The sequence below is a fragment of the Amaricoccus sp. B4 genome (assembly GCF_043226085.1).
Taxonomy (GTDB): domain Bacteria; phylum Pseudomonadota; class Alphaproteobacteria; order Rhodobacterales; family Rhodobacteraceae; genus Amaricoccus.
This window is the reverse complement of sequence record NZ_CP171225.1, coordinates 2,731,540-2,755,754: the sequence shown is the minus strand read 5'-3', so window position 1 is coordinate 2,755,754 and position 24,215 is coordinate 2,731,540. Positions and strand designations below refer to the sequence as shown.

Here is a 24,215-nt window from a genome sequence, read left to right as displayed (position 1 = left end):
GCTTTCGCCCGCCCCGCTATGGTGCCTGTCAGCGGAAGAGCGACAGGATGGTCTGCGGCGCCTGGTTGGCGATCGACAGCGCCTGAGTGCCGAGCTGCTGCTGCGTCTGCAGGGCGGTCAGGCGAGCCGAAGCCGCTTCCATGTCTGCGTCGACCAGGGCGCTCACGCCGTTGGTCAGCGCGTCGGACTGCTTCGACAGGAAGTCGCTCTGCGCTTCGATACGTGCCTGGGCAGCACCGAAGGCGGCAGCGGCGGCGTTCACGGTGTCGAGCTCGTCATCGATCGCATCGAGCGAGGTGGCGGAGCCATCCACGGTCAGAGCGGCGATCGCAGAAGCCACGGCCTCGAGGTCGACGGTAGCGACCGTCATCGTGTCGACCGTCAGCGTGCCGCTGGAGTCGCGCATGACAGAGGTCGTCACAGTCTGGCTCGAACCCGAAGCGCTCACCAGATTGATGCCATTGTACTGGGCCGACTGAGCGATCGAGGTGATCGTGTCGGTAAGGACGGTGATCTGGTTGCTGATGGTGGCCTGGTCGGTCGCCGAAGCGCCGGCAGCCTGGGTCATCAGGGTCTGGATTTCCTTGACCTTGTCGGCGATCTGCTCGGTCGCGCTGCGCGCGGTGCCAACCATCTCGTAGGCCGAGTCAAGGTTTTCAACCAGTTTGTCGAAGACCGCCGCATCCGACTCCATCGTCGACGCGATCGACCAGGACGAGGCATTTTCCTTGGCGTTCGAAACCTTGAGGCCGGTGGAGACCTCGTTCTGCACGCCGGAAAGGTCCTTGTTGATCCCCTTCAGGGTCTGGAGGGCAACCATCGCGGACGAGTTGGTGAGAATGCTGGACATTGGTCATTTCCTTGTATTCATGCGATGCTTTCGACACCGCCTTGGGATGAATGGCCCCGCATGCGCGAAACCGTTGACCGCCATTCTGACACTGCGACTACCGGTCCGTTCAAAACCTCGCCGCGCCGGCTGATTGCCGCGTGCAATGGACATACTGCGAACACCATGAAGCAAGTGCTAACGCGGCCCCGGAGGGGGTCGAACAATGCACTGTTATTGTTTACATTTTTCAGCGCCTTTTTCGCATCCGGGACGGGTGCGGCCGAGATGCCGGCGGCGCTCCTGGCCCCTCCGGCGGAAATTTTCGAGGACTGGCAGACCACTTGCGCGGCGAAGCTCTGCAGCGCGACGACCCGGGTCAGTTCGCAGGACGGCGCGCCGCTCTTCGCGATCGAGGCACCGGGTGCGCCGGCGGACGAGCTGATCCTGCGCACACCCTTGCCGCTATACCTGCCCGACGGGCTGGGATTCGCCGTCGGGGGGCGACTCGCCCGCGATCTCGCCTGGGTCACCTGCAACCCGGCGGGGTGCGAGGCGCGGATGGCGCTCGACGAGGACCTGCGCGCAGCCCTCAAGGCCGAGCGCGGCGGCAGCGTGGAATTCACGCTGCTGGACGGAAGCCGGGTGCGGCTGCCGTTTTCGCTGATGGGGTTCAGTGCAGCGCTTGCCGCCGCCAAGGCGGGGACCAGTGCCAAAACCGGCGAGAAAACCGCCCCGTAAACGGCGGGATCAGTCGACCGAGCCGAAGATCGTGCCCGCGTGCTCGGCGAGGTAGATCCGGAGCCAGGGCGTGAAGCGCTCCGGGTTCTGCGCGATCTCTTCCTCGAGCTGGAACAATGGCACCCAGCGGGTCTCCATCACTTCCGATGGGTCGGGGGCCAGCGTGACGGCGGGGCGCCAGTGGCCGATGAAGAGATCGACGTCCTCGCGCTCGACCATGCCCCGGCCGACATCGGCACTATAGGAGACGCGGCCGCTCCGGGCGAGCGGCAGGCCGACGATGCCGAGTTCTTCGAGCAGGCGGCGGCTCGCGCAGGCCTCCGTCGGCTCGCCCCAGCGCGGGTGCGTGCAGCAGGCATTCGCCCAGAGGCCCGGCGTGTGATACTTGCCGAGCGCACGGCGCTGGAGCAGCGTCCGGCCACCATCCATCAGGAAGACGGAGACAGCGGGATGGCGCAGGCCCTTGCGGTGCACCTCCAGCTTGTCGACGGGCAGGAGGCGGCCATCGACCCAAGCAGGAATGAAACTGTGCCGACTCGCGGCGCTCTGATCGTTCATGCCCAAGGTCTTTCGGCCATTTCACGCCCGCGGGCAAGGCCTGCGCGCGCTCAGAGCCCCTCCTCGGGCAGCGGCACCCGGCCGGGCGCGTCGATCGCGGAGAGCGCAAGGGCCGCCGCGACGAGGAAAAGCCCCGCCTCGATCACGAAGACCGTGCCATAGGCGAGGTGGTTCTCGCCGAGCGCGAATCGCATCGTGTCGGCCCCCGCGGCCCCGAGAAAGCCGCCGATGCCGGAGGCCATGGCCTGGGCCGCGCCCCAGAGCCCCATGCGGGTGCCCTCGCGGCCGCCCTGCCCCGCGCTCCCTGCGAGCTGCATCATCGCCCCGATGGCGGCGACGGCGAAGACGCCGTTGGCAAAGCCGAGCGCGAAGACCGAGGGCAGCAGCGCCGCTTCGGGACCGCCGAAGCCTGCAAGCGCGATGGCGACAAGCGCGGCCGCGGAGCCGACGCAGCCCGCGGCGGTCCAGACCCGGAGCGAGCCCCTGCCGAGCCCGCTGCCGACGATGCCGACGGTCAGCACGCCGAGCAGCACCGCGCCGTTCTGAAGCCCTGCCATCGAGGTCGAGCGCCCCGGCGAGAAGCCGAAGACATGGCCCGCGAAGGGCTCGAGGATCAGCTCCTGCATCGAATAGGCGATCATCGAGAGGAAGACGAAGACGGCGAAGCGCCGGGAATGCGGCTCGGCCCAGGTCTCGGCGAAGGCGCGGCGGAAGGGCACCTGCGCCTCGCGGGCCGGCGCCACCACCGCGCTGTCGCGTTCGAGGCCGATCATGGCGAGTGTCGCAAGGAGGCACGCGCCGGTGCAGACCCCCGCGACCACCCGGAGAAGCCGCGCGGGCGAATAGGGATCGAGGATCTGGCCGACGAGGGTGGTAGTGGCGGCGATGCCGAAGATCATCAGGAGCCAGGTGATCGTTGCTGCCGCGGGCCGCCGTTCCGGCCGGGTCGCCGTGGCGAGGAAGGCCAGCAGCGATGTGGCCGCGGCGCCGGCGCCGGCGCCGATCAGCATGAAGCCTGCCCCCGAGAGCGGCAGACCGATGGCGAGATCCGTCTCCATCCGCACCGTGCCGAGGGTCGCGACGAGGCCGCCGAGCGCGAGCACGAAGACGCCGCCGAGGATCCAGGGGGTGCGCCGCCGCCCGGCATCGGAGCGGTGACCCCAGACGGGCCGCGAGAGCTGGAGCGCATAATAGATGCCGACGAGCAGCCCCGGCAGCACGGCGGGGAGCGCGAGTTCGACCACCATGATCCGGTTGAGCGTCGAGGTGGTGAGCGCGATCACCGAGCCGATCGCCATCTGGACGAGGCCGAGGCGCAGGATGCCGGACCAGCTCAGACCGTTGGGCGCCATGTGAAATCCTCTGGCTGACACGGGATCGTGGATCGGGCGCGGACCACACCCACCTTGGTTCAATATGCGACCCCGGCAAATGGTGGGAAGGTGACTGAGCCGATTCGCCAAGGCGCGTCGAAAGATGGCCCGGCTTGACAAAGATCAAGGGCGGCAGCGGCGAATGCGGGAATCATGCCCGCCTGCGGAGGAAGGGCGCACGAGCGCCGAATTTACGTGAAAGGGGCGGGGAATGCCAGTCGATCCCATGATTTTCCTGTCAATTCTCGGCTTATCTTCCGTGGTAGTGCACTGCAGACTGGACATGGCGGCGCGCTGGTGCCATGTCCCGGTGACCATAAACCCACACCTGTTGCCGAACTTGGCGCAGGGCTTTGAAGGCAAAGGTGAGGACAAATGGACTACGATGCCCTGTTCCGCAAACATCTCGACCAACTTCGCGATGAAGGCAACTACAGGGTCTTCGCAGAGCTAGAACGCGAGCGCGGCGGTTTCCCGCGGGCCCGCCGGCATGACGGCGGCGCGGTGAGCGATGTCACGGTCTGGTGTTCGAACGACTATCTCGGCATGGGCCAGCACCCCGAGGTGATCGCGACGATGCATGACGCGATCGACCGCTGCGGCGCCGGCGCGGGCGGCACCCGCAACATCTCCGGCACCAACCACGATCATGTGCTGCTCGAGCGCGAGCTGGCCGATCTGCACCACAAGGAGGCCGCCCTTCTCTTCACCTCCGGGTATGTCTCGAACTGGGCCTCGCTCGGCACGCTCGGTGCCAAGCTCGACGGCTGTGTCATCCTCTCCGACGCGCTCAACCACGCGAGCATGATCGAGGGCATCCGGCACTCCCGCGCCGAGAAGATGATCTGGAAGCACAACGATCCGGAGGATCTGAACCGCCAGCTCTCCCGCCTCGATCCCGCGCGGCCGAAGGTCGTTGCCTTCGAGAGCGTCTATTCCATGGATGGCGACATCGCCCCGATCGCCGAAATCTGCGACGTGGCCGAAGCGCATGGCGCGATGACCTATCTCGACGAGGTCCATGCGGTCGGGCTCTACGGGCCGCGCGGTGGCGGCGTCGCCGAGGAGCGCGGCCTCATGGACCGCATCACCCTCATCGAGGGCACGCTCGGCAAGGCCTTCGGCGTGGTCGGCGGCTACATCACCGGCTCCGCGGCGCTGGTCGACTTCATCCGGTCCTTCGCTTCCGGCTTCATCTTCACCACCGCCCTGCCGCCCTCGGTCGCGGCCGCGGCCCGCGCGAGCATCCAGCACCTCAAGGTGAGCGATGCCGAGCGCATGAAGCAGCGCGAGAATGTCGCCAAGGTGCGCGCGCGGCTCGATGCGATCGGCATTCCGCACCTGCCGAACCCGAGCCACATCGTGCCGGTGATGGTCTGCGATCCGGTGAAGTGCAAGATGATCTCCGACATCCTGCTCGACCAGTACGGGATCTATGTGCAGCCGATCAACTATCCGACGGTGCCGAAGGGCACGGAGCGGCTGCGCTTCACGCCCTCGCCGCTGCATACGGATGCCGATATCGATCACCTGATCGGCGCCCTGACCGCGCTCTGGAAGCAGTGCGCACTCTCGCGCGCGGTCGCCTGAGCCCCGCGCGCTGAACGGGGTGCGGCCACTGGCCGCGCCTGCCGCTCCCCCTTCAGCGAACACCCCTCGACCAATGCCCGCGAAGCCGGTTGTGTCACGCGCGCTTGCGTGAGAGGCTGCTGCGGAACGGACGGGAGGTTTGCGAATGTTCCGGCTTCAAGGTCTCGTGGCGGTTGCCGCGCTCTTGCTTTCCCCGATCGCGGCGGACGCCCAGGAGGCGCGACTCATCCGCATGGCGACCGGAAGCCCGGCGGGGGTCTATTTCCCGGTCGGCATTGCGCTCTGCCGCCTCATCAATGAAACGCGCGCCGAACATGGCATCCGCTGCTCTGCCGAGCAGAGCGCCGGCTCGGTCGCGAACATCGCAGCCCTCCGCTCGGGCGATGTCGAGCTTGCCATCGTGCAGTCCGACACCCAGGCCGCGGCCTGGACCGGCGCGGGGGAGGAGGGGCCCTTCGATACGCTCCGCTCGGTCGTCTCGCTCTATCCCGAACCGCTGACCATCGTTGCCCGCGCCGATGCGGGCATCACCGGGATCGACGGGCTTCCGGGCAAGCGCCTCAGCGTGGGACCGGCGGGTTCCGGGCAGCGTGCGCTCTGGGAGGCGGTTGCGGCCGCCGAGGGCTGGGCGGCGGAGAGCTTCGCCGAGGTCGCGGAGCTTGCCGCCACCGATCAGGCCCGCGCGCTCTGCGAGAACCGGATCGATGCCTTCGTGACCGCCATCGGCCACCCCGCGCTCACGGTGCAGGAAGCGACGCTGTCCTGCGACGCGCGGCTCGTGCCCGCGACGGGCGCGGTCGCCGACCGGCTCGTCGCGGAGACGCCCTCGTTCTTCGAGGCGGAGATCCCGGGCGGGCTCTATCGCGGCAACCCCGATGCCGTTGCCTCCTTCGGCCCCGGCGCGACGCTCGTCACCCGGGCGGATGTGCCGGACGAGGTCATCTCGGTGCTGGTGACCGCGATCTTCTCCAAGCTCGACCGGCTGCGCGGCCTCGATCCGGTGCTGGCCGATCTCGAACCGGAGGCGATGACGAAAGACGGGCTGACCGCGCCGCTGCACCCGGCGGCGGCAGCGTATTTCTCCACGCAGGGCCTCACGAACTGAACCTGCGCGCAGCCCGCGCAGACCGCCCCCTTCCCGCACATCGGCTCAGGCCGCCAGCGCACGCTCGACCGCAGCCATATCGGCAGCGGCAAGCGCGGGGCGGGCGGCATCCTCGAGGATCTGGCGGAAGGCCATCGCGGGCATCGCGCTCCGCATGCCGCTCAGCATCTCCACGCGCTCCGGGTGGTTCATCGCCGGGAGCATGAGGCGCATGATCCGCGCCATTTCCTCCGGCGGAATGCGGGCGACGATCCGGCCTTCGATCGCACGCAGCTCCTCGTCCTCGAAGGCCGATTGCAGCACCGGCATGAGCTCGGCCTCCTCCTCGTTCATGTGCGCGAGATCGTTAGCCAGGAAGAGCGCATAGCGGCGATAGAGCTGCCGACCGAGGCGGGCGCGGTCGAGACGGCCCACTTCGAGGGCGTCGACCAGCGCCTCGAGCTCCGCAAAGCTCCGTTCATGCGCGGCGTGATCCTCCGCAGCCTCGTCGGAGGCGCCGGGTCGGCGCGCCTCCAGCGCGGCATGGATCTCGGAATTCTCGTGAAGCAGATGGCCTCGCGCCAGGCCGAGAAAACCCCGGAGCTCGGCGATGGCATCGGCGCGCGCGGCCGCTTCGGTAAAATCGGTTGCCGCGAGCCTGTTCAGCACGCGCGTGTGGCCGAGGCGGAGCGCCTTGTGGATGGCGTAGTAGAAATCATGACGTTCGGAAGCACTCATGGCTCGCTGTCCCGCATCTGAGGCGGCCCCTCTGGCCGCGCTTTCGGGAATAGCGCTTCCATATTGTCCGAAAAATCACGATGCTCTGGAAACTCTCTCTGGAATTGCCGGAGAATTGCATGGACAGGCTCAAGGCGATGCGTGTGCTGGTGCGGGTCGCGGAACGGGGCAATTTCAGCCGCGCGGCGGCGGATCTCGGCCTGTCGCATGGCATGGCAGGGGCGATCGTGAAGGGACTCGAGGACGCGCTCGGCGTCGAGCTCATCCGGCGCACCACCCGGCGCATGTCGCTCACGGCCGAGGGCGCGCTCTATGTCGAGCAGGCCCGGCGCATCCTCGAGGAGATCGAGGCGCTGGACCAGAGCGTCACCGGGCGCTCTCAGCTCCGCGCCCGGCTGACGCTTCAGGTTCCCTCGGCCTTTGGCCGGCTTGTGCTTGCGCCCGCGATCGGCGGCTTCCTCGCCGAACATCCGGAAATCGACCTCTCGGTGCTGTCGCGCGACCGGTTTCCGGACATGGTGGCGGATGCTGTGGATGTGCTCGTCTATGTCGGCCCGCTGCGCGACAGCGCGCTCGTCGCCACGCGGATCGGGCAGTTTCCGATCGTCACGGTTGCCGCCCCCTCCTATCTCGCGAGCCGCGGCATGCCCGCCACGATTTCCGAGCTCGCCGCGCACGACCGGATCAACATCCTCTCGGCAACCGAGGGCCGCGCGCTCAGCTGGCGGTTCAGGGAAGGCGGCATGACCCGGCTCGAGGCGATGCCCGCGGCGCTCAGCTTCGAATCGAGCGAGGCGGCGGTCGCCGCGGCAATCGGCGGGGCGGGGGTGGTGCAGAACATCGCCTATGCGGTGATGGAGCCGGTTCGGGCCGGGAGCCTCGTGCCGCTCCTGACCGGGTATCTCGATCCGGGGCCGGAGATCTTCGCGGTCACCCGCCGCCACCGGCGCACGCCGCACCGGATCCGGGCGATGCTTTCCTTCCTTCGGCGGATCATGCGCGAGCATCCGGCCCACCGGCTTCTCGCCCCGGACGGAGCCGGTCAGAGCGAGGCCTGATCCTCGACCGCGGCCCGCTCCGGCCCGGCCGCCCCCGCGGCAACCGCGGGGCCGCCGTCATGCGCCTGTTCGTTGAGCCCTTCCATGGCGAGCGCCGCCGCCCCCCGGGCCCATATGCGGTCGCCCCACTTGTGCACGCGCATCTTCGGCGGCGTGCGGCCCGAGGCGACGCTCAGCCGGCGCATCTGGTCGAGCACCTCGGGGCTGTAGAGATAGTCGAAGCGCATCTGCTCGCCGGAGAAGATGATGAGGCCAGGATCGAAGATGTTCGCGAGATTGGCGAGCCCCATGGCAAAGATGCGCCCGGCGCGGCGGAAGATCGAATCCGCCACCTCGTCGCCGGCTTTCGCCGCCGCAAAGAGCGCGTCCAGCTCCTCTTGCGGGGTGACGGGGAGCGCAAGGTCACGATCGAGCGCAAAGGCCGCCTCGCGGGCGAGTGCGTAGTCGGCCACATATGCCTCGAGGCAGCCGCGCTGTCCGCAGCGGCAGAGCGCGCCGTCGAACTCGACCTTGGTGTGGCCGAATTCGGTACCGATGCCGCGGGCGCCGCGGAAGATCTGCCCGCCGATCACCACGCCCAGGCCGACACCGTGCTCGATGGTGACGACGAGGAAATCGTCCACCCCGCGGCCGAAGCCGAACCATTTTTCCGCCAGGGCAACGACATTGGCGTCATTGTCGAGATAGACCGGGCAGCCGAAGCCGCGGGCGAGCAGCTTGTGGAAGTTTATACCGCGGTCGGGAAAGCACGCGCTCCAGTGCACGATCCCGGTGCTTGCATCGACAAAGCCCGGCAGGCCGACGCCGATCGAGGCGAGCTCTTCCGGCTTGCGACCGAGACGCTCGAGCGCCGAGGCCGTCGCCGTCTCGAGATGCCCGGCAACCTTCTCCGCCGTCAGCCCGGGTCCGATCGGGAGCGGGCAGACATGGTGCAGCACCTCGGCGCCGGCATAGTCGGTCAGCATGATGGTGATGTGGTCGGTCGAGATCTTGGCCCCGCCAATGAGGAAGGCGTCCGGCCGGATCCTGAGGAGCACGCGCGGCCGCCCGCGCCCGCCCCCCCGGGCAGCGGCGGGGTCCATCGTCTCCTCGACGAGGCCTTCCTCCACCAGATCCGCGGTGATCGAGGTCACGGTGGCGGCACTGATTCCGGTATCCCGGGCAATGTCGACCCGCGCCGTCTGGCCCAGATTCCTGATTGCGGCGAGAATCGCACGTCTGTTGCGCGTGCGAAGCCCTTGGACCTGTGTTGGCTGTGTCACCACGGTTCCGCCTCCCAGTCGTTCTTTTTATTCAAGTGGCAAACACATACAAAATTACAGAGAGACTAATCCCGACTAATTTACGCGGCCCCCATCCCTGCACTGCACATAAATTGTGCTATTGCAACATTACGTTCCACAAAAGGAAGCCACCTTTACATCGAAATGTCAAAATAAATTTGACAAAGAAATTTAATGACTCGATTATGCTGGCGAACCGCGGACCGAAATCATGATCGGTACCGGCGGACAGAAAGCAAGATTCACAAGGGAGATCACCGCATGACACCTCTCAAGACGCTGGCCGCGGCCGTTATGGCTTCCGGGCTGGCGAGCACGGCACTCGCTCAGGACATTACCGTCGGCGTGAGCTGGTCCAATTTCCAGGAAGAACGCTGGAAGACCGACGAGGCGGCCATTGTCTCTGCCCTCGAGGCCGCCGGCGCGAATTACATTTCCGCCGATGCGCAGAGCTCGTCCGCCAAGCAGCTTTCCGATGTGGAGAGCCTGATTGCGAGCGGCGCGGATGCGCTCATCATCCTTGCCCAGGACAGCGACGCCATCGGCCCCGCCATCGAGGCGGCTGCGAACGAGGGCGTGCCGGTCGTGGGCTATGACCGCCTGATTGCGGATCCGCGCGCCTTCTACCTCACCTTCGACAACGTCGAGGTAGGCCGGATGGAAGCCCGTGCGGTGCTCGCCGAGGCCCCCGAGGGCAACTACGTGATGATCAAGGGCTCGCCCACGGATCCGAACGCGGACTTCCTCCGCGGCGGCCAGCAGGAAGTCCTGCAGGAGGCACTCGATTCGGGCGCAATCACCATCGTCGGCGAAGCTTATACCGACGGCTGGCTGCCGGCGAACGCCCAGCGGAACATGGAGCAGATCCTCACGGCCAACAACAACGACGTCGATGCCGTGGTCGCCTCGAATGACGGCACCGCAGGCGGCGTCGTCGCCGCGCTGACGGCACAGGGCCTCGAGGGCATTCCGGTCTCCGGCCAGGACGGCGATTTCGCTGCGCTCAACCGCATCGCGCTCGGCACGCAGACCGTCTCGGTCTGGAAGGACGCCCGCGAGCTCGGCAAGGCCGCCGCGGAAATCGCGCTCGCCATGGCCGGCGGGACTGCCGCCGCCGATATCCCCGGCGCGCAGAAATGGACCTCGCCGGACGGCGCCGAGCTCGACGCGATCTTCCTCACGCCGATCCCGATCACGATGGACAATCTCGATGTCGTGGTCGACGCAGGCTGGATCACCAAGGACGCGCTCTGCGCGGGTGTTCCGTCCGGCAACGTCGCCATCTGCGACTGATCGCTCCGGATCGTCCTGCGGCCGGGAGCGAGGGCCCGGCCGCAGGACCGACGCATCCATTCCCGCATGGACGCCCGGCCCACCCGGCCGGGCACCCGGAGAGGCCTTAAATGAACGCAATCGGCAAGTTCATCAAATCCCTCCAGATCGACACCCGGCTGCTCGGCATGATCGGCGCGCTGCTCGTCATCTGGATCGTCTTCGATGTCGTGACCGGCGGCCTGTATCTCACGCCGCGCAACCTCTTCAACCTGTCGGTGCAGACCGCCTCCGTGGCGGTGATGGCGACCGGCATGGTCTTCATCATCGTCACCCGACATATCGACCTCTCGGTCGGCTCGCTGCTGGGCTTTCTCGGCATGCTGATGGGGACGATGCAGCTCCACGTCCTGCCCGAGATTGTCGGCACCGGGCACTGGAGCATCTGGATCATCACCGTGGTCTTCGGCGTGGTGATGGGGGCGCTCATCGGCGCGTTCCAGGGCTGGCTCGTGGGCTATCTCACGATTCCCGCCTTCATCGTCACGCTCGGCGGGCTTCTGGTCTGGCGCGGCGCGGCCTGGTGGGTGACGAGCGGCCAGACGGTCGCCCCGCTCGACCAGACCTTCAAGCTTCTCGGCGGCGGCGTCAGCGGGACGCTCGGCGGGCCCGCGAGCTGGGTGCTCGGGATCGCCGCGACCGCAGCCGCGCTCTTTCTCCTGCTGCAGTCGCGCCGGAAGAAGGCCGCGCACGGCTTCCCGGTGAAGCCGGTCTGGGCCGAGGCGGTGGTCGCGGGCATTATCAGCGTGGCGATCCTCGGCTTCACCTTCATCATGGTCTCCTATCCGGTTCCGACACGTGCGGCGCGGCGGATCCTCGAGGCTCGCGGCGAGCCGGTGCCGGACGGGCCGATCCACATGGCCCAGGGCATCGCCTTTCCGGTGGTACTCCTGCTCGTGGTTGCGCTCGTCATGACCGTCGTCGCCCAGCGCACCCGCTTCGGGCGCTATGTCTTCGCGACGGGCGGCAACCCGGAGGCGGCCGAGCTTTCGGGCATCGACACGCGCTTTCTCACCGTGAAGATCTTCGCACTCATGGGCGGGCTCACCGCCATCGCCGCGGTGATCGCCTCGGCCCGCCTCGGCGCCGTCGGCAATGACCTCGGCACACTCGACGAGCTGCGGGTGATCGCGGCGGCCGTGATCGGCGGCACGGCGCTTTCAGGCGGCATCGGGACAATCTACGGCGCGGTGATCGGCGCGCTCATCATGCAGAGCCTGCAATCGGGCATGGCCATGGTCGGGGTCGATGCGCCGATGCAGTCGATCGTTGTCGGCGTCGTTCTCGTATTCGCCGTCTTCGTGGACATCGTCTATCGCAAGAGGACCGGGGCATGAACAGCAGGGGCACTCCTCTCGTCGAGATGCGGGACATCCAGCTCGCCTTCGGCGGCATCCAGGCGGTCGACCATGTGACGGTCGACCTCTATCCGGGCGAGGTCGTGGGCCTGCTCGGGCATAACGGCGCGGGCAAGTCGACACTCATCAAATGCCTCTCGGGCGCCTATCAGGCGGACGCGGGCGAGATCTTCGTCAATGGCGAGAAGGCAACCATCACCAATCCCCGCGACGCCCGGCGCTACAACATCGAGACGATCTACCAGACGCTCGCGCTCGCAGATAACCTCACCGCGGCCCAGAACCTCTTTCTCGGCCGCGAGCTCACCACCGCGGCCGGCTTCGTCGACGATGGGGCGATGGAGGCCGAGACCCGCAAGATCATGAGCCGGCTCAACCCGAACTTCCAGAAGTTCTCCGCGCCGGTGAAGGCGCTCTCGGGCGGCCAGCGCCAGTCGGTCGCCATTGCCCGTGCGGTCTATTTCAACGCCAAGATCCTCATCATGGACGAGCCGACCGCAGCTCTCGGGCCGCAGGAGACCCAGATGGTCGCCGAGCTCATCGAGGAGCTCAAGCGCCAGGGCCTCGGCATCTTCCTCATCGAGCACGACATCCACTCGGTGATGAAGCTCTGCGACCGGGCGAGCGTGATGAAGAACGGCCAGCTCGTCGGCACTGTGGACGTGAAGGACGTTACGGACGATGATATCCTCGGTATGATCATCCTCGGCAAGAAACCCGGACAGACCGGGCATCAGGCATAAAAATGTATCTCGGCATCGATATCGGCACGTCCTCGGTCAAGACCGTCCTCTTCGACCGCGCGCAGCGACTCGTCGCGCAGGCGAGCGCGGCCCTCGACATCTCCCGTCCGCATCCGGGCTGGTCGGAGCAGGATCCCGAGGCCTGGTGGCGCGCCGTCACCGAAACGATCGACCGCATCGCCGCGGAGACCAGCCTCGCGGACCTGCGCGGCATCGGGCTTTCGGGGCAGATGCACGGGGCGGTCTGCCTCGACCACGACGACCGGGTGATGCGGCCCGCGATCCTCTGGAACGACGGCCGCGCCAGCGCGGAATGTGCGGAGCTCGAACAGGCCTTTCCACGCGCCCGCGAGATCTCCGGCAACATCGCGATGCCTGGGTTCACCGCCCCGAAGCTGCTCTGGCTCCGGCATCACGAACCGGAGATCTTCGAGCATGTCTCCACCGTGCTGCTCCCCAAGGACTACATCCGCTTCTGCCTGACCGGGCACCATGTCTCGGAGATGTCCGACGCCTCCGGCACGCTCTGGCTCGACGTGGCCGAACGGGACTGGTCGGACGATCTTCTCGAGGCCACCGGCCTCACGCGGGCGCACATGCCGCGGCTGGTCGAGGGGAGCGAGGCCTCGGGCGCGCTGCGCCTCGAGCTTGCCCAGCGCTGGGGCGTCAAGGGCGAGGTGGTCGTCGCGGGCGGCGCGGGCGACAATGCCGCGGCGGCCTGCGGCGTCGGCGTGGTGCGGCCTGGCACGGCCTTCGTCTCGCTCGGAACCTCCGGCGTGCTCTTCGTTTCCAACGCGCGCTTCTCGCCCAACACCCAGGGTGCGGTCCACGCCTTCTGCCATGCGCTGCCCGCGACCTGGCACCAGATGGGCGTGATCCTCTCGGCCGCCGACAGTCTCGAATGGCTCGCCCGCCTCGTCGGGCGGCGCGCCTCGGTGCTCGCGGGCGAGATCGGCACGGTCGAGCGGCCCTCGCCCGTCACCTTCCTGCCCTATCTCTCCGGCGAGCGGACACCGCACAACGATGCGGCCGCCCGGGGCGCCTTCATCGGGCTTTCCCAGAGCAACGGCGCCACTGATCTCGCGCAGGCGGTGATGGAAGGCGTGGCCTATGCCATGGCCGACTGCCAGGAGGCGCTCGCGGCAGGCGGGACAGATTTCGAGAGCGCGCTCGCAGTCGGTGGCGGCGCGCGCTCCCACACCTGGCTCCGGATCCTCGCGAGCGTCCTGAACCGTCCGCTTGAGATCCCGTCCGACGGCGATGTCGGCGCGGCGGCGGGTGCCGCACGGCTGGCGATCTGCGCCGCGGAGGGTGCGGCTCCGCACGAGGTCTGCACCGCGCCGGAAATCGATGCGGTGATCGAACCCCTGCCTGCGCTCGTCGGCCCCTATCAGGACGGGCTTGCGCGCTACCGCGCGCTTTATCCCGCGCTGAAGGCGCTGCCGTCCTGAGCGTCGTGCGCGCCCCGTCCCGGCGGGGCGCACCCCTCCGCCTTTCATGACATTTCCGCGAACGATGCCGCCGGTGATGACACTGCGGCTGTTCTGCGCTATTAGACCCGTGCAGCCAATGGAGGTGCGCATGGAGAAATTCCGGTTTCCACGCTGGTCCTGACCGGCCCGGACGGGCCCGACAGGCCTGATTTCTCCTGCCTTTCTGTTCAATCTCCTTCAGTCTGCGGTTTTCCCGATGCTTTCCTTCTTCGAGTCGCTCGTCGACCCCTATCAGCCCTATGCCGAGGATGACGCGCCCCCGGCGAAGCTCTGGCCCTTTCTCAAGGCCTATCTTCGTCCGGCGCGGAGGGTCATGGTCTTCGCCTTCTTCGCCATCATGGCGATCAGCCTCATCGAGGTCTGGCTCATCCGCTACACCGGCCAGCTCGTCGATACACTCACCGCGACCGGCGCCGAGGCGCTCTGGTCGGTGCACGGGTTTGAGCTGGTGCTGGTGGCGGGCTTCATCCTCTTCGTGCGACCGGTGATCCAGTTCGTCGCCGATGCGCTGCTCAACCAGTCGCTCATGCCCAATGTCGGCACCATCGTGCGCTGGCGCAGCCACCGGCACGTGTTGCGCCAGTCGGTTGGCTGGTTCCAGAACGATTTCGCGGGCCGGATCGCCAACCGGCTGATGCAGACGGCGCCCGCCGTGACCGAAGCCACCTTCCAGAGCTTCGACGCCGTCGTCTATTCGACCGTCTATCTCGGCGGCGCCCTCTGGCTGCTTTCCGAGACGGACGCCCGGCTGACGATCCCGCTGCTGGTCTGGTTCGGGCTCTATGTCTGGCTGATGCTCTGGACGGTGCCGCGGATCGGGCGCGCCTCCAAGGCCTTCGCCGATGCCCGCTCGCAGATCACCGGACGGATGGTCGACAGCTATTCGAACATCCAGTCGGTGAAGCTCTTCGCCCATGGCAAGGCGGAGGAGGCCTATGCCGGCGAGGCGATCGAGCATGCGCGCGAGACCTTCAAGCGCCAGATGCGGCTCATCACGCTGATGGAGTTCGGGCTCACGCTCATCAACGGGCTGCTCGTCGTCTCGGTGGTGGGGCTCGCGATCGGCCTCTGGCAGACCGGGCACGCTACCCTCGGCACCGTCGCGGCGGCAACCGCGCTCACCCTCCGGCTCTCTGCGATGACCGGCTGGATCATGTGGGCGCTCTCCGAGCTATTCGAGAACATCGGCACGATCCGCGAGGGCATGGAGACCATCGCCCAGCCCATTGCGCTGCCCGATGCACCCGGCGCACCCGAGCTCGCTGTCACGCGCGGCGAGGTTGTCTTCGCGCATGTGAGCCACCATTATGGCAAGGGTGCGGGCGGCCTGCGCGACATCGCGCTCACCATCCGCCCCGGTGAAAAGGTCGGCCTCGTCGGCCGCTCCGGGGCCGGCAAGTCGACGCTCGTCAACCTCATGTTGCGTTTCTTCGACACCGAGGGTGGTTCGATACGGATCGATGGACAGGATATTCGCACCGTCACGCAGGACAGCCTGCGCCGCCAGATCGGCATGGTCACTCAGGATCCGTCGCTGCTGCACCGCTCGGTCCGGGACAACATCCGCTATGGCCGGCCCGATGCGAGCGAGGGCGAGATGATCGCGGCGGCCCGGCGCGCGGAGGCGCATGACTTCATCCTCGGCCTCGAGGACGGCGACGGGCGGCGCGGCTACGACGCCCATGTCGGCGAGCGCGGCGTGAAGCTTTCGGGCGGCCAGCGCCAGCGCATCGCGCTGGCCCGCGTCATCCTCAAGGACGCTCCGATCCTCGTGCTCGACGAGGCTACGAGCGCGCTCGACAGCGAGGTCGAGGCCGCGATCCAGTCGACCCTCGAGGGGCTGATGGCGGGCAAGACGGTGATCGCGATCGCCCACCGGCTGTCCACGATCGCGCATATGGACCGCATCGTCGTCCTCGAGGCGGGCGCGATTGCCGAGGAGGGGAGCCATGCGGAGCTGCTCGCCCGCGGCGGGCTCTATGCACGCTTCTGGTCGCGCCAGTCCGGCGGCTTTCTCGACGCGGGTGCGCCGCCCGGACCGGAGGCGGCCGCATGAGGCTGCTCGCCGATCTCGTCCATGCCTTCCGCCATGCGGAAGGCCCGCCGCCCGACCGGCTCGGTCAGTTCCTCCGCTGGGCGCTCGACGGCGCCTTTCCGGCCATCGGGCTTATGCTGGCGCTCAGCATCGCCACCGGCCTCACCGAGGTGCTCGGGGCGACGATCATCGGCTGGCTGATCGACACGGCGCAGGCGCAGGGCGCGGCCGGGCTCTTTCCCGGCATCCTGCCCGCCCTGGGGCTTGTCGCCGGGTTCTTCCTGATCCTGCGCCCGCTGGTGATGGGCGGGGGCGCAGCCGTCACCGCGCTGAGCCTCCAGCCCAACATCTATCCTCTGGTGCTGTCGCGGCTCAATCGCCACGTGCTCGGCCACAGCCTGAGCTATTTCGACGATGATTTCGCCGGGCGCATCGCCCAGAAGTCGCAGCAGACCGCGCGTGCGACCACCGAGGTCGTCACCGAGGTCTGCAACACATTCGGTTTCGCCCTTTCGGCGCTGATCGGTGCGGCAGCGGTGATGGGGGCAGTGAACTGGGAGCTCGCTGCCATCGTCGGGTTCTGGGCAGTGGGTTATGTCTTCCTGATCCGGTATTTCCTGCCGCGCATCCGCCTCCGGTCCAAGGCCCGGGCCGCCGCGCGCGCCGCCGTCACCGGACAGATCGTCGATACCGTTTCCAACATCGCCACCGTGAAGCTCTTCGCCCACGGCGCCTTCGAGGACCGCGCGGCGCTCGATGCACTCTCTGGCTTCCGCGACACCGCGATCGGCTTCGGTCGCGTCTCCTCGGGCTTCCGGCTCTGCCTCATGACACTCGCGGGCGTGCTTCCCGTCGCGCTGATCGGCGCCTCGATCTGGTTCTGGTCGCAGGGTACCGCGACGGCGGGCGACATCGCCACCGCCGGGCTGGTCTCGACCCGGCTCGCGCAGATGTCGGGCTGGGTCAGCATGGTCGCGATGGGGGTCTTTGCCAATATCGGCGAGATCGAGGACGGCATCCGGACGCTGAGCCCGCCGCACCGGGTGGTGGACCGCCCCGGCGCGCAGCCGATCGAGAGCGCCCGCGGCGAGGTCGCCTTCGAGAACATCCGCTTTGGCTACGGGCGCAAGGAGGCCGCGCTCGACGGGCTGAACCTGCGTGTCCGGCCGGGCGAGAAGGTCGCGCTCGTCGGCCGCTCGGGGGCGGGCAAGACCACGCTCGTCTCGCTGCTCCTGCGCCTCTACGACACCGAGGGCGGCCGCATCACCCTCGACGGCCACGACATCCGCGACCTCACGCAGGACGGGTTGCGCGCGCAGATCGGCATGGTCCGGCAGGAAACCTCGATGTTCAACCGCTCGGCCATGGAGAACATCCGCTACGGCCGCCCCCACGCCAGCGACGCGGAGGTGATCGCCGCTGCCCGCCGCGCCGAGGCACATGACTTCATCCTCGGATTGCGCGACATATACGGCAACGAGGGCTATGCCGCCCGCCTCGGCGAGCGCGGCGTGAAGCTCTCGGGCGGCCAGCGTCAGCGCATCGCGCTGGCCCGGGTGATCCTCAAGAATGCGCCCGTGCTCGTGCTCGACGAGGCGACCTCCGCGCTCGACAGCGAGGTCGAGGCGGCGATCCAGGACACGCTCGAGACCGTCATGGAGGGCAAGACCGTGATCGCGATCGCCCACCGGCTCTCGACCATTGCGCGCATGGACCGGATCGTCGTGCTCGATCAGGGCCGGATCGTCGAGGAAGGCAGTCACGCAGAGCTGCTCGAGCGCCGCGGCCTCTATGCCGGGTTCTGGGAGCACCAGTCCGGCGGCTTCATCAACCTCGCGGCAGAATAGGCGGCAGGCGGCGGATGATGCGTCTCGATCAGGCTCTCGTTGCCGCCGGCCTCGCCGACAGCCGCGCCCGTGCCCAGGCACTGATCGCCGCCGGTGTCGTGCGCATCGGCGGTGTCCCGGCCGCGAAACCGGCGCAGAAGGTGCCGGAGGGCGCGGCGCTGACGCTGACGGCGGACCCCCTGCCCTATGTCTCCCGTGCCGCCCTGAAGCTCCGGCATGCGCTCGAGACCTTCGGGCTCGATCCGGCGGGCGCCATCGCGCTCGATCTCGGCGCTTCCACCGGCGGGTTCAGCGAGGTGCTGCTCGAAGCGGGCGCGGCGGAGGTCTGGGCGATCGATGTCGGCCATGGCCAGCTTCATCCGCGCCTCCGCAGCGATCCGCGCCTCCATGCCATCGAGGGGCTCAACGTGCGCGACCTCACCGCGGCCCATGTCCCGGTGCCTGACTGGATCGTCTCCGACCTCTCCTTCATTTCGCTCGAGAAGGCCCTGCCGCCGGCGCTCGCCCTTGCGCGACCGGGCGCCACGCTGATCGCCCTCGTCAAGCCGCAGTTCGAGGTCGGACCGGCGCATGTCGGGAAAGGCGGCCTCGTGCGCGATGTTGCAGCCCGCGAGGCCGCCCGCACCCGCATCCGCGGCTTTCTCGAGGCCTCCGGCTGGCGGGTGACAGCCGAGGACGAAAGCCCGATCACCGGCGGGGACGGAAACACCGAATACCTCGTCGCCGCGATCCGGAGTTTATGAGGCATCCCTCATCAAATTGGCCGGCAGGGCTGCATATCCGCCGGCCAGATGCACGTTATGTGGGCAGTTCGGCGCGATCACTCGCGTTTTCTTCGCAAGACTGTTGCGCAAACCGCTTCGTGAAAAGACCCTCACATAGAGTTTTTGTGAACACGGAGGGCCCGGGCATGTCCGGAACAAGCAAGTTCGAGAAGGTCATAGGCAGCCGCGATGTCCTCGCGCTCGCCTTCGGGGCGATGATCGGCTGGGGATGGGTCGTGCTGGCCGGGTCCTGGATCATCAATGCCGGAACCTTCGGCGCAATGACCGCCTTCGCCATCGGTGGCGTAGCCGTGGTGCTGATCGGCCTCACCTATGCCGAACTCGCTGCCGCCATGCCTCTCGCGGGTGGAGAGCATGTCTATTCGTTCCGGGCGATGGGCGAGCTCGGATCGTTCTTCTGCACCTGGGCGATCATCTTCGGCTATGTCTCGGTTGTGGCCTTCGAGGCGGTCGCGCTCCCGACCGTCGTCGAGAACCTCCTGCCCGGCTACAAACAGATCCATCTCTATTCCTTCGCCGGCTCAGACGTCTATTTCACCTGGGCACTGCTCGGCAGCGTCGCCGCGATCTTCATGACCTGGATCAACATCCGCGGCATCAAGAACAGCGCTTTCCTACAGCGGATGGTCATTCTGCTCATCTTCCTTGGTGGGCTCGCGCTCTTTACCGGCAGCTTCCTTGATGGCAGCCAGGCCAATGCCGAGCCGCTCTTCGTCGGCGGCACGGGCGGCATCTTTGCCGTCCTCGTCATGGTGCCCTTCCTCTTCGTGGGCTTCGACGTGATCCCGCAGGCGGCCGAGGAAATCGACCTGCCGCCGCGCCGGATCGGCCTCCTGCTGATCCTCTCCGTGGTGATGGCGGTGGTCTGGTACATGCTCGTCGCCCTTGCGACCGGCCGCTCGCTCGATGCCGAGGCGCTTGCCTCCAGCAACATCGCCGCCGCGGATGCGGCAACGGCCGTGCTTGGCGGCCCCTGGGGCGGCAAGCTCATCATCCTCGCCGGGATCGGCGGCATCATCACCAGCTGGAATGCCTTCCTGATCGGCGGCAGCCGCGCGATCTATGCCATGGCCGAGGCGCGCATGCTGCCCTCCTTCCTCGCGAAGCTGCATCCCGAATACAAGACGCCGTACAACGCAATCCTGCTCGTCGGCGCCGTGTCGATCTTCGCCCCGCTCCTCGGCCGCGGCGCGCTCGTCTGGTTCGTCGATGCAGGCGGGCTCGGCATCATCGTCGCCTACGCCATGGTGGCGCTCTCCTTCATCCTGCTCCGCCGGAAGGAACCCGACATGCCCCGGCCGTTCCGTGCCGGCAAGAGCCCCTGGGTCGGATACGCCGCACTCGTTCTCTCCCTGGCACTGACGCTCCTCTACCTCCCCGGCTCGCCGGCAGCCCTCGCCTGGCCCGCGGAATGGCTGATCGTGGCGGTCTGGTCGCTGCTCGGGGCGGCCTTCTACATATATGCCCGCCGCGCCTACGGGCCCGCGGTCATCGAACCCTGACCTGAAACGCCCCGGCCCCTGCGCAACAGGGGCCGGGGCCTCGCCCTGCCGGGGGCGAAAACCGGCGTCCTCCCTCGCCATCGCCCGCCGGCCTGTGTAGAGGGCTCCTTCAGGCAACGGGCCGGGAGCGACATCCATGCCGCCAGACAGGTTGCCGCGGAACAAGCAGGAGCCAGGGCCTCCCGATGAGCGGCGATAGCGAAAGACAGGCGGCGGCCCATGCCCGGCTCACCGTCGAACGCCTCGGACAGGAAGGCGACGGCTTCGCCGGGCCGACCCGCATCGCTGGCGCCCTGCCGGGCGAGGTCTGGGAGGGGCCGATCGAGGGCAACCGGATCGCCGACGCACGCCTCGTCTCCCCGAGCCCGTCGCGCGTCGCGCCCTCCTGCCCACATGCCGGCACCTGCGGCGGTTGTACGCTCCAGCACGCGGCGCAACCCTTCCTCGCCACCTGGAAAGCCGAGGTCATTGCCCGAGCACTCGCCGCCCACGGGCTCGAAACCGAGATCCACCCGACGCTGACTTCCCCCGCCCGCTCGCGCCGCCGCGCCGTCCTCACCGGGCGCCGGACGAAGAAGACGGTGCAGATCGGCTTTCACGGCCATCGCTCCGACACGCTCGTTCCGATCCGCGAATGTCATGTGCTCTGCCCGGAAATCATGGCGGCCTTCCCTGCCCTCGGCGAGATCACCCGGCTCGCGGCGTCGCGCGCGAAGCCCATCCGCCTCGCGGTGACCGCCGGACCGGGCGGGCTCGACCTCGATCTGCGCGATGCCAAGCCGCTCGATGCCGCGCTCCGGTCCGATCTCGCCGCCGCCGCACGTGCGGCCGGCTTCGCACGGGTGAGTGTCGACGGCGAAACGGTCGTACTCGAACATCCGCCCTTCCAGCGGATGGGGGCCGCCCGCGTCACCCCGCCGCCCGGCGCCTTCCTGCAGGCAACCGCCGAGGGCGAGGCCGCGCTTCTGGCAGCGGCCGAGACGATCACCGACGGCGCGGAGCGCATCCTGGATCTCTTCGCCGGTTGCGGCACCTTCACCCTGCCGCTGGCGTCGCGCGCCGAGGTCCATGCGGTCGAGGGCGAAGGCGCCATGCTCGCGGCCCTCGACGCCGGCTGGCGGGGGGCGGAGCGGCTGCACCGGGTGACAACCGAGACGCGCGACCTCTTCCGCCGCCCGCTCCTCGCCGCCGAACTCGACCGCTACGAGGCCATCCTCATCGACCCGCCGCGGGCTGGCGCCGAGGCCCAGTCCCGCGAGATCGCCCGTTCGCGCGTGGAGCGCATCGCCTTCATCTCCTGCAACCCGGCAAGCTTCGCGCGCGACGCGGCCACCCTCACCGGCGCAGGATTCCGCCTCGCCTGGGTGCAGCCGGTCGACCAGTTCCTCTGGTCAGGGCATGTGGAGCTTGCCGCACGCTTCGAGCGCTGAGGCGGAAAACCGGCGATTTGCGCTTATTCTACGGGTTTTCTGTTTGCAATCCGGGGGGAGTCTGTCATGCTTTCCTCCGACGTGCGGCAAGACACGCGAGCAGTGGACATGACAGGCAGGAAGCGCATTCAGCGTTCCATATTTCTCGGCCTTTTGCTGGTTACGAGCGCATGCGGGGGAAACAACAAGCCCCCCTCGACGGTTCTTGACGCGTGCCGCATCAAGAGCGAGCGCCCACAGTGGTACAAGGCCATGCAGCGCACCGAGCAGCGCTGGGGTGTCCCTGTTTCGGTCCAGATGGCAACAATCGCCCGAGAATCGAGCTTCCAGCACGACGCCCGACCGATGAAGAAGGTCGGCAGCAGCATCTTCTCGCGCAAGGTGCCGCGCTCGAGTGCCCTCGGCTATGCCCAGGCAATCGACGGCACCTGGGACTGGTATCGCGCCGACACCGGCCGGCGTCGCGCGGATCGTACGGATTTCGCCGACTCCTCCGACTTCATCGGCTGGTACATGAACCAGAATGCGCGCGCCAACGGCGTTTCCCAGAACGACGCCTACAACCAGTATCTCGCCTATCACGACGGCATCGCGGGCTTTGCCCGCGGCAGCTACCAGAACAAGGCTTGGTTGCCGTCGGTCGCACGGGACGTTGAAGCCTGGGCCACGCGCTACGAAGTTCAGTTGCAGAACTGCCGTTAACCAATTACTCTGACGACAGGGCTGAATTTGCCCATTGTCACCTGAACGGAAACAGAAGGCCCGCGCATGGACAGGCTTGCGGAGATGGAAGCTTTTGTGAATGTCGTCGACAATGGCGGCTTTACCGAAGCTGCGCGCAAGCTCGGCGTATCGAAGTCCGCGATCTCGAAGAGCGTCTCCTCGCTCGAGGCCCGGCTCGCCGTGCGCCTGCTTAACCGCACGACGCGCCGGGTGAGCCCGACTGAAGTGGGCCTTGCCTATTACGACCGCGCCCGCGCGGTGCTGAAGGACGCGCTCGACGCCGACAGCATGGTCACGGCGATGCAGGATTCGCCGCAGGGCTCGCTCAGGATCTCGGTGCCGGTCAGCATCGGGATGGGCGAGATCTCGGATGCTGTGGCGAAGTTTCTCACCGCCTACCCGAATGTCGAGGTCAATCTCGTGCTCGATGACCGGTTCGTCGAGCTGGTGGCCGAAGGTTTCGACATGGCAATCCGTATCGGCGTGCTGTCCGACAGCTCCCTCATGGCCCGCAAGCTCGCTGAGGCGCGGGTGATGCTCGTCGCATCACCCGAGTATCTGCGCACGCACGGCACGCCGGCAACGATCGACGATCTCAACCACCACCACCTGCTGCATTACTCGAACCAGTCCACCGGCAACTTCTGGCGCCTGCGCACGCATTCGGGCGAGGAACGGCACATCCGCGTGGGCGGGCGCTTCACCGCCAACAACGCCAACTCCCTGATGAAGGCGGTAGAGGCCGGCATCGGCATCTCGAGAATTCCGTCCTTCGTGCTGGGAGATGCCATCCGCGCGGGGCGGCTCGTCGAACTCCTGCCCGACAGCACGGCCGATCCGATCGGCATCTATGCGGTCTATCCGCCGGGGCCATTCCCGCAGCCGAAGTTGCGGGCCTTCATCGATTTCCTCGTCGAGTATTTCCGCACATCCATTCCCGAAAGCAACGCCGCATGACCGCCGGGCTCGCACCTGCCACCCTCCGCCTCGAGGGCCTGCGGCGCGCCGATTTCGACGCGCTGAGCTTCGATGTCTACGGCACGATCCTCGACTGGGAACCCGAGATCGTCCGGTTCCTCGACCGGTTTCTCCTGCGCGAGGGTAGCCCGCTGCGCGGCCGGGACCTGCTGCTGAGCTATGACCGCCTGCGCCAGCCGCTGCAGGCGCGTCGCCCGGCGCTTCCCTATCCCGAGGTGCTGCGCGAGACGCTGGCCGCGCTGGCGGCCGAAACCGGGGTGACGGCGCGCCCGGGCGATCTCGAGGAATTCGCGGGCATCGCCGCGACCCACCATCCCTTCCCCGACAGCGTGGCCGCACTCGCCGAATTTCGCGGAATGGGGCTTACGCTCGCTGCGCTCAGCAATATCGACGAAGCCTCGTTTGCCCGCGCGATGCAGGCGGCAGGCATCCGCTTCGATGTCGTGGTGACGGCGGAGAGGGTCGGGGCCTACAAGCCCGATCTGCCGCATTTCCGGACCGCTCTGGACGATCTTGCCCAGCGCGGCATTCCCGCAAGCCGGGTGCTCCATGTCGCCCAGAGCCGCCGCGCCGATATCGTTCCGGCGAACGCGCTCGGGCTCACCTGCGTCTGGATCAACCGACCCGGCCATGTCTTCGGCCGCTCCGGGGCCGAAACCGCGCACCCCGACTACGAGGCCCCGAGCCTCGCCGCCCTCGCCGGGCACCTCTCCGCAACCTGAGGCCCGCCTCACA

Annotated in this window: 21 protein-coding genes; 16 read left to right on the top strand and 5 right to left on the bottom strand. The window is 67.7% G+C overall.

What is annotated here, in order from left to right; all coding sequences use genetic code 11:
* Positions 1–28 precede the first annotated feature (28 nt).
* Positions 29–850: a flagellin gene (locus ACF66B_RS13310; protein ID WP_111429213.1), complete on the bottom strand. Its 822-nt coding sequence runs from the start codon at positions 848–850 to the stop codon at positions 29–31.
* 60 nt (positions 851–910) lie between these two features.
* On the opposite strand from ACF66B_RS13310, the gene ACF66B_RS13305 reads away from it, so the two are divergent.
* Positions 911–1,570, top strand: a complete 660-nt coding sequence (locus tag ACF66B_RS13305; protein WP_162683202.1) for an invasion associated locus B family protein — start codon at positions 911–913, stop codon at positions 1,568–1,570.
* 9 nt (positions 1,571–1,579) lie between these two features.
* On the opposite strand, the gene idi is transcribed toward ACF66B_RS13305, so the two are convergent.
* Together idi and ACF66B_RS13295 are read right to left on the bottom strand one after the other, a co-directional pair.
* Positions 1,580–2,128, bottom strand: a complete 549-nt coding sequence (gene idi, locus ACF66B_RS13300; protein WP_111429215.1) for an isopentenyl-diphosphate delta-isomerase — start codon at positions 2,126–2,128, stop codon at positions 1,580–1,582.
* 50 nt (positions 2,129–2,178) lie between these two features.
* Positions 2,179–3,480 (bottom strand): BCD family MFS transporter, encoded by a 1,302-nt coding sequence (locus ACF66B_RS13295; protein WP_111429216.1) that lies wholly within the window; start codon positions 3,478–3,480, stop codon positions 2,179–2,181.
* A gap of 396 nt (positions 3,481–3,876) precedes the next feature.
* Here ACF66B_RS13295 and hemA point away from each other — a divergent pair, with 396 nt between their 5' ends.
* Together hemA and ACF66B_RS13285 are read left to right on the top strand one after the other, a co-directional pair.
* Positions 3,877–5,091 (top strand): 5-aminolevulinate synthase, encoded by a 1,215-nt coding sequence (hemA, locus tag ACF66B_RS13290; protein WP_111429217.1) that lies wholly within the window; start codon positions 3,877–3,879, stop codon positions 5,089–5,091.
* Between the two features lie 145 nt (positions 5,092–5,236).
* Complete coding sequence (locus tag ACF66B_RS13285; RefSeq protein WP_111429218.1) at positions 5,237–6,196, top strand: TAXI family TRAP transporter solute-binding subunit; 960 nt, start codon at positions 5,237–5,239, stop codon at positions 6,194–6,196.
* Positions 6,197–6,241: 45 nt separating this feature from the next.
* On the opposite strand, the gene ACF66B_RS13280 is transcribed toward ACF66B_RS13285, so the two are convergent.
* Entirely contained in the window at positions 6,242–6,913 is a 672-nt protein-coding gene (locus ACF66B_RS13280; RefSeq protein WP_111429219.1) for a hypothetical protein, read from the bottom strand.
* Positions 6,914–7,032: 119 nt separating this feature from the next.
* On the opposite strand from ACF66B_RS13280, the gene ACF66B_RS13275 reads away from it, so the two are divergent.
* On the top strand, positions 7,033–7,971 hold the full coding sequence (locus ACF66B_RS13275; protein ID WP_162683203.1) for a LysR family transcriptional regulator: 939 nt from the start codon (positions 7,033–7,035) through the stop codon (positions 7,969–7,971).
* Here ACF66B_RS13275 and ACF66B_RS13270 read toward each other — a convergent pair.
* Complete coding sequence (locus ACF66B_RS13270) at positions 7,956–9,233, bottom strand: ROK family transcriptional regulator (RefSeq protein WP_111429519.1); 1,278 nt, start codon at positions 9,231–9,233, stop codon at positions 7,956–7,958. The two genes, ACF66B_RS13275 and ACF66B_RS13270, sit on opposite strands and share 16 nt — an antisense overlap.
* Positions 9,234–9,515: 282 nt before the next feature.
* On the opposite strand from ACF66B_RS13270, the gene xylF reads away from it, so the two are divergent.
* From xylF to ACF66B_RS13210, 12 genes are all read left to right on the top strand, one after another.
* The gene (gene xylF / locus ACF66B_RS13265) at positions 9,516–10,547 is read left to right on the top strand and encodes a D-xylose ABC transporter substrate-binding protein (protein ID WP_111429221.1); all 1,032 of its coding nucleotides are present in this window, start codon (positions 9,516–9,518) and stop codon (positions 10,545–10,547) included.
* A 110-nt stretch (positions 10,548–10,657) separates the two neighbouring features.
* Positions 10,658–11,923, top strand: a complete 1,266-nt coding sequence (locus tag ACF66B_RS13260; RefSeq protein WP_111429222.1) for a sugar ABC transporter permease — start codon at positions 10,658–10,660, stop codon at positions 11,921–11,923.
* On the top strand, positions 11,920–12,687 hold the full coding sequence (locus ACF66B_RS13255) for a sugar ABC transporter ATP-binding protein (protein WP_111429223.1): 768 nt from the start codon (positions 11,920–11,922) through the stop codon (positions 12,685–12,687). The genes ACF66B_RS13260 and ACF66B_RS13255 overlap by 4 nt, the downstream gene beginning before the upstream one ends.
* Before the next feature lie 2 nt (positions 12,688–12,689).
* A complete protein-coding gene (xylB, locus tag ACF66B_RS13250; RefSeq protein WP_111429224.1) occupies positions 12,690–14,138 on the top strand; it encodes a xylulokinase in 1,449 nt (482 codons plus the stop codon).
* Between the two features lie 238 nt (positions 14,139–14,376).
* Positions 14,377–16,236: an ABC transporter ATP-binding protein gene (locus tag ACF66B_RS13245; protein ID WP_111429225.1), complete on the top strand. Its 1,860-nt coding sequence runs from the start codon at positions 14,377–14,379 to the stop codon at positions 16,234–16,236.
* A complete protein-coding gene (locus ACF66B_RS13240) occupies positions 16,233–18,062 on the top strand; it encodes an ABC transporter ATP-binding protein (protein ID WP_111429226.1) in 1,830 nt (609 codons plus the stop codon). Before ACF66B_RS13245 ends, ACF66B_RS13240 begins: the two co-directional genes overlap by 4 nt.
* Before the next feature lie 14 nt (positions 18,063–18,076).
* A complete protein-coding gene (locus tag ACF66B_RS13235) occupies positions 18,077–18,805 on the top strand; it encodes a TlyA family RNA methyltransferase (protein ID WP_392662890.1) in 729 nt (242 codons plus the stop codon).
* Positions 18,806–18,972: 167 nt separating this feature from the next.
* Positions 18,973–20,349: an APC family permease gene (locus ACF66B_RS13230; RefSeq protein WP_111429227.1), complete on the top strand. Its 1,377-nt coding sequence runs from the start codon at positions 18,973–18,975 to the stop codon at positions 20,347–20,349.
* Positions 20,350–20,534: 185 nt separating this feature from the next.
* The gene (locus ACF66B_RS13225; protein WP_111429228.1) at positions 20,535–21,779 is read left to right on the top strand and encodes a class I SAM-dependent RNA methyltransferase; all 1,245 of its coding nucleotides are present in this window, start codon (positions 20,535–20,537) and stop codon (positions 21,777–21,779) included.
* Positions 21,780–21,845: 66 nt separating this feature from the next.
* Positions 21,846–22,481 (top strand): transglycosylase SLT domain-containing protein, encoded by a 636-nt coding sequence (locus ACF66B_RS13220; protein WP_392662885.1) that lies wholly within the window; start codon positions 21,846–21,848, stop codon positions 22,479–22,481.
* A gap of 66 nt (positions 22,482–22,547) precedes the next feature.
* Positions 22,548–23,459, top strand: a complete 912-nt coding sequence (locus ACF66B_RS13215; RefSeq protein ID WP_111429230.1) for a LysR family transcriptional regulator — start codon at positions 22,548–22,550, stop codon at positions 23,457–23,459.
* A complete protein-coding gene (locus ACF66B_RS13210) occupies positions 23,456–24,202 on the top strand; it encodes an HAD family hydrolase (RefSeq protein WP_111429231.1) in 747 nt (248 codons plus the stop codon). Before ACF66B_RS13215 ends, ACF66B_RS13210 begins: the two co-directional genes overlap by 4 nt.
* Positions 24,203–24,215 lie beyond the last annotated feature (13 nt).